General features: G+C 22.0%; 11 protein-coding genes. 4 read left to right on the forward strand and 7 right to left on the reverse strand.

Annotated features, from left to right (window positions below):
• Window positions 1-148: 148 nt before the first annotated feature.
• On the forward strand, window positions 149-745 hold the full coding sequence (locus AAHM95_RS06235) for an Mbov_0401 family ICE element transposase-like protein (RefSeq protein ID WP_342274419.1): 597 nt from the start codon (window positions 149-151) through the stop codon (window positions 743-745).
• Between the two features lie 288 nt (window positions 746-1,033).
• On the forward strand, window positions 1,034-1,882 hold the full coding sequence (locus AAHM95_RS06240; protein ID WP_342274398.1) for a rolling circle replication-associated protein: 849 nt from the start codon (window positions 1,034-1,036) through the stop codon (window positions 1,880-1,882).
• A 338-nt stretch (window positions 1,883-2,220) separates the two neighbouring features.
• Here AAHM95_RS06240 and AAHM95_RS06245 read toward each other — a convergent pair whose 3' ends face one another.
• Complete coding sequence (locus tag AAHM95_RS06245) at window positions 2,221-3,351, reverse strand: Mbov_0401 family ICE element transposase-like protein (protein ID WP_342274301.1); 1,131 nt, start codon at window positions 3,349-3,351, stop codon at window positions 2,221-2,223.
• 298 nt (window positions 3,352-3,649) lie between these two features.
• Between AAHM95_RS06245 and AAHM95_RS06250 the strand changes: the two genes are divergently transcribed.
• Complete coding sequence (locus AAHM95_RS06250) at window positions 3,650-3,931, forward strand: hypothetical protein (RefSeq protein ID WP_281748185.1); 282 nt, start codon at window positions 3,650-3,652, stop codon at window positions 3,929-3,931.
• 23 nt (window positions 3,932-3,954) lie between these two features.
• A complete protein-coding gene (locus AAHM95_RS06255) occupies window positions 3,955-4,308 on the forward strand; it encodes a hypothetical protein (RefSeq protein WP_342274420.1) in 354 nt (117 codons plus the stop codon).
• Here AAHM95_RS06255 and AAHM95_RS06260 read toward each other — a convergent pair.
• From AAHM95_RS06260 to AAHM95_RS06285, 6 genes are read right to left on the reverse strand one after another with little or no spacing between them, the layout of a single operon-like run.
• Entirely contained in the window at window positions 4,305-6,422 is a 2,118-nt protein-coding gene (locus tag AAHM95_RS06260) for a hypothetical protein (RefSeq protein ID WP_342274299.1), read from the reverse strand. The two genes, AAHM95_RS06255 and AAHM95_RS06260, sit on opposite strands and share 4 nt — an antisense overlap.
• Window positions 6,373-7,614, reverse strand: coding sequence for a hypothetical protein (locus AAHM95_RS06265; protein WP_342274298.1), 1,242 nt, complete (start codon window positions 7,612-7,614; stop codon window positions 6,373-6,375). The genes AAHM95_RS06260 and AAHM95_RS06265 overlap by 50 nt, the downstream gene beginning before the upstream one ends.
• 18 nt (window positions 7,615-7,632) lie before the next feature.
• Entirely contained in the window at window positions 7,633-7,755 is a 123-nt protein-coding gene (locus AAHM95_RS06270; protein WP_255495889.1) for a hypothetical protein, read from the reverse strand.
• Window positions 7,756-7,759: 4 nt separating this feature from the next.
• A complete protein-coding gene (locus tag AAHM95_RS06275) occupies window positions 7,760-10,147 on the reverse strand; it encodes a hypothetical protein (protein ID WP_342274297.1) in 2,388 nt (795 codons plus the stop codon).
• A 3-nt stretch (window positions 10,148-10,150) separates the two neighbouring features.
• Window positions 10,151-11,869: a hypothetical protein gene (locus AAHM95_RS06280; RefSeq protein ID WP_342274296.1), complete on the reverse strand. Its 1,719-nt coding sequence runs from the start codon at window positions 11,867-11,869 to the stop codon at window positions 10,151-10,153.
• A gap of 14 nt (window positions 11,870-11,883) precedes the next feature.
• On the reverse strand, window positions 11,884-13,068 hold the full coding sequence (locus AAHM95_RS06285) for a hypothetical protein (RefSeq protein WP_342274295.1): 1,185 nt from the start codon (window positions 13,066-13,068) through the stop codon (window positions 11,884-11,886).
• Between the last annotated feature and the right edge of the window lie 6 nt (window positions 13,069-13,074).

The following is a 13,074-nucleotide window of genomic DNA, read 5'->3' on the forward strand; positions in this document are numbered from 1 at the left end:
TTCTATTCATAGAGTTTTTAAAAATTTAGAAGTAATTGAAGAAAATCCAGTAAAAGTAAAATTAGAAAAAAATCAGCCTATTTTTGTAGCAATTGATGATGGTCACCGAAAATTTTGAAATTTTAAACGTAAAGGTACAAAACATTCTATGAGATTAATAGTAACATATACAGATAACATTAATCATAAAGTACAAAATAAAAGAGTAAAAGCAATTATAAGACCAACAAGAACAGCAATTGGTGTTAAAAAAACTGCTCAATTTGTTAAAGAACATTGTCAAAAATTTTATGAAAACATTGAACAAGCAAAAATTATTATTTGTGGTGATAGTGCAGGATGAATTAAAGAAGTTGCTGATTATTTAGGTGCACAGTTTGTTTTAGATAAATTCCATTTAATTAGAACATTATATCTTGGAATAATGGCTGGAAATAAAAGAAAATATTTAAAAGAATATAATCACTGTAAAAATTTAATTAATAATGGTCAATATGAACAATTAATTGATTATTTATATAAAGAATTAGATAATCATAAAAAATTAAAGAAACAGTATTTTAAAAATAATAAACAAGGTATTGAAAATCAAGGTGCAAAGTGAAATATTGGTTGTTATACTGAAACTAATATTTGACATGTTTTAAAAGAAATGCTTGGTAATAGAACATATAATATTTTAATTTATATTAAAATGGTTATTTTTAAATGTAATAAGATAAATACAAAAATACAATTATTATAAATTAAAATTTAACTTTTTTTAAAAATCAAAATAAAATAAAACTTATTAAAGTATCTTTAATAAGCATTTTTGTTGTGTATAAATATTAAATTTATTTTAGTAATTTTTAAAAATAATTATTTCTTGTCTAAAAAATAATAAGACTGTATAAATTTAATTTAAATTAAGTAACACAATTCACCGCAAGATAATTTATTAATTATTTTGTTTTTTGTGTTATGATTAGTTTGTTATTAAAGTATATAAAATAAATTGTTATTTATAACAATTGAACTGGAGTTTTTATATATGCAAGAAAATTTTTATATTAAGAAAGTTTATTATGGTGCTTATGTTAAAAATATAGTTTTACCTATGAGTGCTATTTTAAATAATAAGCGTAATGAAGTTGGTATTAAAAATTTAGGTATTAATGATAAAAAGTTACGTAATTCTACTATTCGTACTAAAACAAAATTAATACATAAAGCGTATCATAATTTTTATAATTCAAAAGTTTTAAGTTTTGTTACTTTAACTTATGCCGATAATATGCAAGATATTAATAAAGCAAAACATGATATTGCTATATTCTTTAAACGTTTAAAACGTTGATGAAATGACCCTAAACGTGCTAAATATTTAGGTGAATTAAAATATATGTATGTTTATGAATATCAAAAACGCGGTGCTATTCATTTTCATATATTATTTAATAGAAAAATACATAAAAGTATGTTGCCACAATGATGACCATTTGGTTTTAATGATGTAAGAGTTGTTCAAAAAGGTACTAATGAAAATATAGTTAAGTATTTAAGTAAATATGTTGTAAAAGTACAAAATGATATAAAATCTCAAAATCAATATGATTTAGGTGTTCGTGCATATGCTTTTTCTCGTAATTGTTCTAATCCAAAAGTAGTTAAAGGTCAAAAAATAATGTTATATCAACGTTTAATTGATGCTTCTGTTAATGCATTACATACACAATTTTTTAAAAAGAAAATTGATAATTTAGGTCGTACTATACTTTTTGGTGGTAGTTTTGATACTACTGTTTTTGGTGACAATTTTAAAGATTATGATGAATATGTTTCAATTGATAGTATTAGGTTTAGAAATGCAATTAAGCGTGTACCTAGAGTTTTACATTAATTTTAAAATATATTGTTTATTTTTATTTAATATCTATAATTTATAATTGGGCGGTTGTCAAAGTTACGAAATAATTAAGGGAGATTGTCAAAAATCCGGAATAAATTAAATCTATATAGTCTTATTATATTTCAGACAAGAAATAATTTGGATTTTTATGAAATTGTACATTCATCTTACTATTTTTTAAAAGATATTTCAACTAAAATACTTATTTTTAAAAATTACTAAAAAATTAAAAAATAAATTTAATATTTATACACAACAAAAATTCTTATTAAAACATATTTAATAAGTTTTATTTTATTTTGATTTTTTAAAAAAAGTAAAATTTTAACTTATAATAATTGTATCTCTGTATTTATTTTATTACATTTAAAAATAACCATTTTAATATAAATTGAAATATTATAAGTTCTATTACCAAGCATTTCTTTTAAAACGTGTCAAATATTAGTTTCAGTAAAGCAACCAATATTTCACTTTGCACTTTGATTTTCAATACCTTGTTTATTATTTTTAAAATATTTTTTCTTTAATTTTTTATGATTATCTAATTCTTTATATAAAAAATCAATTAATTGTTCATATTGACCATTATTAATTAAATTTTTACAGTGATTATATTCTTTTAAATATTTTCCTTTATTGCCAGCCATTATTCCAAGATATAATGTTCTAATTAAATGAAATTTATCTAAAACAAACTGGGCACCTAAATAATCAGCAATTTCTTTAATTCATCCTGCACTATCACCACAAATAATAATTTTTGCTTGTTCAATATTTTCATAAAATTTTTGACAATGTTCTTTAACAAATTCAGCAGTTTTTTTAACACCAATTGCTGTTCTTGTTGGTCTTATAATTGCTTTTACTCTTTTGTTTTGTACTTTATGATTAATATTATCTGTATATGTTACTATTAATCGCATAGAATGTTTTGTACCTTTACGTTTAAAATTTCAAAATTTTCGGTGACCATCATCAATAGCAACAAAAACAGGTTGATTTTTTTCTAATTTTACTTTTACTGGATTTGCTTCAATTACTTCTAAATTTTTAAAAACTCTATGAACAGTACTAACACTAATACCTGCTTTTTTACAAATAGCACAAATATCATGGTATCTTTTTCCATCAGCAAAATATTCAATAATAGTTTGTTCAATATCTTCACCAATTCTTTTATACTTAGGTAATTGTAGTCATTCATCAACTAAACAAATACGAACTAATTTTTGTAATTTTTCATCAAAATATTCATAAATTCTTCTTTTATAAGTTACTAATCCATACATTGTTTTTCTTGTTCGATATTGATAATCAACAATTTTATATTTCTTTTTATCTCTTGTATTTTTTATTCTTCAATCTCATTTTTCTCATTTTTTTGTTATATGTTCTAAAACTAATTTATCAATTTTTGCATTTTGTTCTCTAAAATTTCATTTATAATTAAAATTCAAATTTATTTCTCCTAACTATTTTAAAAAAATCTAAATTTATTGTAAATATATTTAAAAAATTAATTTACTTAATTATTATATAAATATATAAGTGTAATTTTAAATAAAATAAAAAATATTTTAAAAAATACTTTCATATTTAAAATATAATAAATAATTTCAATATCATTAATAGTATAGGTCTCATAAAATAAACGCCTTTAATTTAGGCGTTATTTTGCGTTTAAAAGAATACTTGTAAAAATAATCAAAAATAGTACAATTTATAAGTAAAATTAAGGAAAAAGGAGAATAAATTATGATTAACAAAGAAAAAGAAAAAGAATTTTGAAAAAAATATGAACAGCATATCAAAGATAATAAATGTCAGTTTGTAATGTCAAAATTTTGTAATAGACCTGCTAACAGAAATTGTATAATGTGTGATTATCCTGCTTGTGCCTATTGTTTTAGATTAAAGATGAATGATAGATATTCACGTTTTTGTTTTAATTGTTTAAAAGATACTTTTGAAGAAGAAGATATTGAAAAGTTCATGGATATGCTTTTAACAGACAACAATACAAAAAACTTACATTAATAGTAAAAAAAGGAGTAATTAAAATGCAAGATAGTAAAGAAATATTAAAAAATATACAAAATGAAGTTGAACAACAACAAGAAAAAATAAACTCTAAAATAAAAAAATGAATAAAAAGAAATTTCTATAAAATAACAACTATTATAGCATTAATTTTTGCATGTATTGCGTTAGGTTTTGCATGTAAAGATGGAAGACAAAAATTAAGTTTTTATTTAAAACCAGACCATACAGCAGTCTGGGGGGGGGCAACTATATGAGAACATAAAGATAAAAATGATAAAAATATGTTTTTTTTATATTTTTCCAATAATAAGGTTAGTGAAGAAGATATAAAATGAGACGGGATATATCCTAATGGTTATTTTAGAAATTAAATTTCAATATTAATATAAGATAATGTTTCATCATTAGAATTAAATAATGAAATATTATTAATATTAACTATTTGATTATTAGTTTCTAAAACTAAATCATAATTACCAATACTAAAAGTTCCTGAGATTTCTAGTTTATATAAATTAGAAATTTCTTTTTCTATGTTAAATTTTACTTCATTACTAAAATAATCTTTTTGTACAAAATTAAATCAATCTCAACTTGAAAAGTATTGTTTTTCACTATTAAATAATTTTAATAATCCTAAAACATTATTAGTTATACCTTTAACCATATATTTTCCATATTCACCATTACTTAAGCTCATATCTTGTGGTAACAATGATGGTATATTATTACTTTCTAATTCATTAGTTAAAGATAATCAATTAAATTGATTGTTACTTAGTTTAAATCATTCATTTTGGCTAATATTTTTATTTTTAACTTGAATATTATTAGGGTCAGTAAAATCAAAATATTCTGATTTTAAAACAACATAAACATTTTCAAAATTTCATCTATCATGTGTTGATTTTCTCGTTGGTTTAGATTTTAATTCAAAATAATAGGGTAATAATAGTTTATAATCATCATCTAAACCTTTATTTATTGATAAATAAGAAAGTATGTAATTTGATAACATCATTATAACTTGTTTAAAAACTTTAATTTTTGGATGATTAATAAAGTCAGGATTATCTATTTTTCATTGTTCAAATAAATTATTAATTACATCATGTGGTTTTTGATTTTCGAATTCATTTCTTAAAATTGTAATATCTGGTGCTTTATCTTTATCTAATTTTTCATCATATTTTGGGTCATAACCTTTAAAATTCGATTGATAATTATAAGTATAACCTAGCATATCCATTAATAGTTTTCCTAATGTTGTAAGTGGTTTAACCTTATCATAAGTTAATAATACACTATCAATATTATTAATTCTTCAATTTGCTTGTACTTTTCTACTTTGTGAAACTATTACACCAGTTGTTTTACTTGTTGCTACTCCAACTTTATCAAACCCACTATCAAAATCATAATATGATCATATATAATCACATTTATTTTCTTTGGAAAACACAAAATATTGTTCTTTTTGAATATTATCTATTTTTTGGTCTTCGTTTGTAGTTATAGTTTCAACATTTTTTAATTCAATTTTTTTAACATGTTTAAATTCTTGTGATGGTGGATTGGGTATAATTTCACCAATATCTAAATATTCCAAAATAGAATTTTGAGTAATAAAATTTTTAGCAATTTCTCATTGTAAAATTTGGTCACTAAATCATTGTTGTAAAATATTAACTTTTGGTTGAGTTTGAATTGGTAAAGCATATAATGGAAATAATTGGTTATCATCAGCAATTAATAAATTTGGTGATACTTTTAATCCATCAATTTCACCATTTACTTTTATATTACCAAATAACATTGTTTTAGGAAATTTTAAAGTTATACTTTTAACTTTGGTATCTTTATCTAATGGTTTTTGTAATTTAATAATAATTGGATAACCATCTCTTGTTTTAAAATCTTTAATTTTAATAATAGTTATACTTTTAGTACTTCTTGTTTTTGGATTTTGATAAGGTTGTGAATAGTTATTAATGATATATAAATTATCAATATTATTTTCAGTTAAAGTTTCATTTATACTAACTGCATATAATTTAAATTGATTTAATAAATTTATTTCTTGAAAAATTAAATTTTTAATATCAGTCATACTATATTCAATTGTATTGTCATTAATATTAGTACTTGCTCTTTGATTTAATTGCATAGTAAAATCAGATGTTTCAACAGCAGTAGTTTTTAATACTTTATCAATATCAATAAAACCTATTTTAATAGTATTTGCTGAAAATTTTAAAGTATTATTTTCATTATTTTTAAATAAACGTTCAATTTCATAAATATAAATTGTTCTTTTTTTAAATTCATCATATGCTCTATTAATATCAGGGTCACTAGTAGCACTCATCATATTAGTAAAGTCATAAGGAATATTATCAATTAAATAATCATTTTCTATTTCTGCTTGATTAAGTTTAGTTTGTTTCTGTGGAAACTTCGTTTGTGGTTTGTTGTTGTTTTCCATTGTTCTCTCCTATTAATTGGTTATTTTCGGGATTAAATAATTTTAATTTAACTGTTAAATTATTAATTTCTTGTTCATCATTAATATTAAAGGTTTTACTATTTAATAAGTCTTTATCTAAACGTACTAATATTTGAATAAATTTAAGAATATCAATATTAAATTGTCATAACTTTTGTTCAATATAATTAATAGTTGAAATATTTACAGCTGTACTTTCGGGTACTGATTGTTGTGCAGATTTCTTTTGACTTGGAATATGAATACCACAACGTTTAAATATTTCATTAACATTTCAATCGTATATATCAGTTAAATTTTTACCTTTAAAATTACTATTTGTCATATTAATATTTTCATTTTGTTCATTATTATCTCCACCACTTTTAAATATGTAGTTTTTAGTAACCAAAGTTCTTACTGCTTCTTCTAATGCTGATTGAACATTACCATAAGTTTGACTAAATATAAATTTAGGTGAATTTAAAATGGTATCTAAAACAATTTGTTCATAAATAACGTCTAATGCTTTAATTTTATCCATTACTTTATTACAATCTGCTAATTCATTTGCTTTATTTCGCATAATTGCTATTGGTATATAGTTAATATTTAGTGTTTGTTCTTGTGCTAAATTAGGGTTATTACTATATGTTCTGAAATCTAATGGAAATTGTTTTTTATTATCACTAATACTATAAATAGCACGATTAATAGTTACTTGTTCATTATTTAATGTATAAACTTCAAATAATCTTACAGTTTGTGCATTTTCTTGATAACTATCATAAAAAATAGTACATTGAATTAATTTACCAGTAATATCATAAACTCTTTGTTGTATATCTACTACTTGAAAATATAAGTCATCATTAGCAATAAAAATTAAATAACCACTAATTCCTAATTTACTTAATTTAAAAATAGAATTTCAATTTTTTCTATAAAACTCTTGTTTAATTAAATATTGTTTAATAGTTTCATTATTAATGTCTAATGGAGCATTATATAAATTAGCATTATTTTCTGCTACAAAATCAGTAAAATAAGTTTCATGATTAAAATCATTAAAACCAAAATAATTTAAAATAGAAGCATGAGTACTTTTATTTTTATTAGTTAAAAATTTTACTTTTTCATTTTGATTATCACTAATATTACTTTTATCTTTTCTAAAAAATCTACCTAACATAATATTCACCACCTTTCTTTAAAATATTTGATTAATTTTTAATACAATTTTTACAATAATAAATATAATTAAACCAGCAACAGCAGAAGATAATAAAACTCCAATTAAACCTAAAATAATTTTTATAATTTTAAAAAACATAATCTTATTCCTGTAATTCTTCTAATTTTCATGTATTACCTTTATAACTACCTTTAAGAGAGTAAATAGTAATAAATTTTGCACCATTGACTGATAAAACTAATACATTACTATTATTGTTAAAAACTTCTATTTCTACACCTGCTATTCTATTATCAGTTATAATAAATTCTTGAATAGCATAAACTGGATTATATATATTTCAAGAATAATAAACTCTATAATGTTTATTCTCTTGAAAATCATAAGTAATTTGTCAATTATCTCATTGATTTTTCTCTCTTGTTCCTACTTCTTTTCAATTTGAACCACTTGGACTTGGTGTTGGAGGAATATCTTTTAATTCAATATCTCAAATATTTTCTTCTATTTTATTAGTTACTAAACTTTTTGAATTAATTTTAAAAGATTTAAAATTTTTATTTAATTCATTAATAGCATCTATAATAGTTTTATAAAAAGTTTCTAATTGTGGTATATTTTTATTTTGTAAAATTCTTACAATACCATCTGCTTTTAAATGAATTTTATTACCTAATTCTTTTGTATTTGTTGTATTTGTTCCATAAAATTCATTTTCATCAAAAAGAGTATTTGCAAGATAAAAAGCATTAGTAAGTAAATCAATAATATTTTCTTTTTGTGCTTTATCTTTAAATATTTTATTTTCTAAATCATTAATTTTATCTTGTTTATTTTTTAAACTTTCATTAATTCATTTTTTAATAAATTTAGTTGGTGGTATTTCTCAATCACCAGTATATTGTCCTAATGGTGTACCAACATATTTAATAATTGTATAAGTAGTATCCTCTATAATAGTTTTTAATTTATCTTGTTTTTTATCAATATTACTTTTATTTTCATTAATAGCACCAACAACTGTTTTATTAGTAGTTTCTAAATTAGGAATTTCAGTACCAATAGTATTAATACCAAAAGCATATTTAAATTGGTCTTTATCAATTTTATCTTCTAATTTTTTATCTACTTCTTCTTTTTTATAATAATCTGATAAATCTGAACTTCCACCAATAGCACTAATTTTATTATCTTTATCAATAGTAATATTTTCACCAGCAATTAATTTATTTTGTTTTTTATCTAATAAATTATTAGTTTCTATTTTTGTATAATAATCACGTTCAGTACCTTCTTCTGCTATAAACTCAGTTGGTGTTCCTTTTCCTATATATCGATATAATGTAACAGAACCCGCTTGGTAATTAATATCATTAGAAACCACGGTAATATCATTTCATTCCTTAGTGAATAATAATTGTACTTTAACATTGTCCTTTATAATTAACTCATCTAACTTAATACTTGTTTGTGTTGTTCTGTTAATATCACCGCCTAAATTAAATATAGTTTTTTTATCACTATATATATAATTATCAGTAGGAGTACTAGGGGGTTGATAAATATAACCTCATATTGCTAAATATGTTTTACCAAATTCATTACTTGGAATAAAAGAAGATACTTTTTTTCATAATGGACTAGTTTCAATATTAAATCAATTATTTTTAACATCATTAATATTTTCATTTGCTTTAATTAATTCAGTATTTAATTTGTTAATTTCATTTTCATTAGTAGTAATTCGTTTTTGTTGTTTAGCAGAAAAATCACATGTTGGTGCATGAGTAAAATCACCAACTTGTGGATTATTTTGTAATGCTTCAGGTGGTAATGTTCCAATTTCATCAGGTCAATCTAAAATCATTGTTTCAGTTTCTTTATCATAATCTGTTGCAACATAACCTTTATTAATAAATTTACTAACAGGACCTCTATATATTTCATTATCATTATCATCAACTAAATCATCATATAATTTAATTTGTTTTAATAATGTAAATTCTTTTTGTTCTTTAATTAATTCATCAACTTGATTTCTAGTATAAAATGCTTTTAAGTCAATTTTTTCAACATCTATTTCATCATCATTATAACTTGAAAATATTTGTTTTAATTCTGTTAATCTTGCTCATATTTTCATTCTACTTGGTGCTAAATCTCAAACATTAATCGTAGGAGTACTATTTGCACTAAATTGATTACCATTATTAAATTGAATAGTAGCATCAACATTAAATTCAATTGGTGTACGATTAAATACTCAATGTTCAACCATAACATAAACCATATCTCTTAATGTTTCTTTAATTAATTCATCTTTAAAACTATCAAAAGGAAATTTAGATAAAATAAAATCAAGATAAGCATTAATATCGTTTTGCGCACGTATTCCAAACGTTATAAATCAATCATTAACATTAGGTCATGTTTGTATATATTGCTGTGGCGTTTTTGTAATTTTTCCAGTTAATGGATATCAGTTATTATAATTTTCAAGACTGACATCAGTTCAAAGTTTATTAATCATAATTTATCATTCCTTAAAAAATGCTTGTTTATAATGATGAGTATGTTTTTTTGTTTTTCTATGTGTTATATGTTCAATTTCTTTTTGTAGTTTATTTTTGCCTTTTTTTATTTTTTTCTTACTTTTTTCTATAACTTGACTATATGCGAACTTTTCTAAATGATGTAATAATCCTGTACCAAATAAAGTATTAACTGAAAACTTCAAACCAACATTTTTAAATGATTTATTAATATTTTCAATAGGATTATTAATAACATTAACTACTTTATGATAAGTCCTTACTATTCTAAATATTTCTCTATATACTTTAAAACTATCTTTAATTACTTGCTGAACAACTGGTGGAGCAAATGCTATTGCTTTTAATCATTTATTACGATTAACACCATAACCAATGTATCAACCACTATATCAACGATATCAATGGAATGGATGTATTTGAGTAACAAAATTTTTTGCTTTAAGAATACTATCAACAACTGTAATTGGTTTATATTTATGATTGCGATGATAAATAGTAATTGCACATTTATCTAATGACAAAGGTTGAATTTTACAACCCATAAATACTGGTGAATTTAATGGAATTAATTGTGCATGTTTAATTGCTCTTTTTTCTGCACTAGTAAATAAATCAGTTGCTTTTTCTTTTAATTTATTAATTTTTTCAAATGCTTGTTTTTCTAACTTTTCAAATTTTTCTTGTAATTTATATATACTTTCTCTTATTTTTTCAAAATATGGTGTATCTTTTCAAAATTTATTTAAACCTTTTTTTAAATAAAATCTAATATCAAAATATTTAAAACTTTGATTTGCTTTTAAAACAAGTTGATGAATAACATTATTTTTAAAATTAAATTTAATAGCATTAGCACGAATTTTTTGTAAATCTAAAATTAAAGTTTTTCCATATCTATTTTCTGAATGTATTGTATGAACTAAATTTAATCAATCATGTTGGTTCATAGATAGTACTTTTTTTAAATCAGTATTATATTTTTTTAAAAAGTTATTTGCTTTTTCAATATCTTTGATTTTAAATTTAGGAGTTAATTGTGGGCTTAATTTTATTAATGTATTTTGTAATAATAAATAATCTTTTAACTCTTGTGCTTCTAATTTTTGAAAATTATTCTTATATTGTCTTTCAGCAACATAACCTAAATCTCGTAATACTGTTTCACGATTAGGAGTAAAACTATAATTCATTAAATAACGTTTATTACCAATAATTTTATCTGTTAAAATTTCTTTTCCACTTACTTGACTAATAATTTCTTGTAAGTTTTTTGCTTCTTTAATACCAACTTGTTCTAATGTTTTAGTTTTTTGTGCTAACTTAATAAATTTAGTCGTACGATAACCACGACTAATTTTATTAAGTCCAGCAAATGCAGGTAATAAATTTAAGAAAGTATTTAATTTTGTTACATTTCCTTTTAAATAATCATAAACTTGATTAATAGTAAAATCAGTTGTAGCATAAATACCAAAATTAATAGTACTTGCAATAAAATCACTTGCACCTAATCCAAGTGCTACACTTTCACTTAATCCACCAGTAAAAGGAGCAAGTGCTACTGCTATAACTTGTACACCAATCATTTCTAAAATTTCTCATCAAAAACTTTTATTTTCTTGTTGGTTACTTGTTCTAGTATGTTTTAGTTTATTTATGTTTAAAAGTATTGCTGTACTAGTTGTACCAATTGGCATGATATTAATTTCCTTTATTTAAGAGTTATTTTAATTGGATTTGTTGAACCTTTATAATTTAAATCATTAACATTTGAAGAAATAACTATGTATAAGTCACCTGCTTTTTGTTTTTGATTACTTACATTAGTTTTTCCTTGTACATCACCAAAATATTTAATAGTTGGATTTGTTAAATTTGGATTTAATGATTTAAGTTCATTACTACTTTTTATTTCTGTATTTAATTCATTATTATTGTTATTAACATTTGCAGTAATATTTGTTGTTAAAACTGTAATTTTAGTTTTTAAATCAGTTTTTTCTGTTTTAATAACTCCACATAACATTCATCTTGATGTTGTTTCATTATTAGAAATATATGGTATTGCTTCTCCAACAACTTCACCAGCAACTTTATATGCTCTTCCTGCTTTATCATCTTTAATAAAATCTACATAAATAACTGTATTTTCTATCATGTATCTTTTCATTGCTCTTGGTGTTGCTAAAACAAAGGTCATTAATTGTTGTTCATTTTTATCATTAGTAAAAATCATATAGTCATCAAGAACGATTTCACATAATACCCCTTTTACATATAAATTATTTCCATTTAAACGTAATTGTTGTGCCAACTGATTATCGGTAATTAAACCTTTATTATCTGCTAAATAAACTAAACTATCATAAAGACCATTAGTAATAAAAAATTTACTATTTGCAATATTTCTAAATTGAAACAAAGTATTTCAAGCAGATAACATCGATTTTAAATAGCCTACTGGTGTTGTATCTTCAATATCGATTTTAGTAGCAAATTTTGCAATTGCTTGTGTATCATCAATTGCCAATTTATCTGCTAAATCATTTGCAACTTCATATTGCATACTATCTAATAAATTTTGTCCATTATTTGCTTTTAAATCTACATCTGCAATAATTTCTCCTGCAAGATATTTTTTAGTTATTTTTTTACTAATTTTATCTGTATCAACATATGGTAATTCATATCTTTTACTTTTATCATCCCAAGCAATAATTTTTACTTCCGGTTTTTTTGGTTTTTTAACAATAAACTCAATATTTACTGAGTCAACAATTTCAGTAGGAAAAAAGTTTGCCCATGGACTATTTGAAATTTTAAAAAACTCTATAAATTCTGGTGCTTCTACTAATCTCTCTGTATTGTCTAAATTTTGATTAAATGGTACTGACATTTTATT

Origin of the sequence: Spiroplasma endosymbiont of Phycita roborella (assembly GCF_964031195.1) — a bacterium.
Classification (GTDB): Bacteria; Bacillota_I; Bacilli_A; order Mycoplasmatales; family VBWQ01; genus Spiroplasma_E; species Spiroplasma_E ixodetis_A.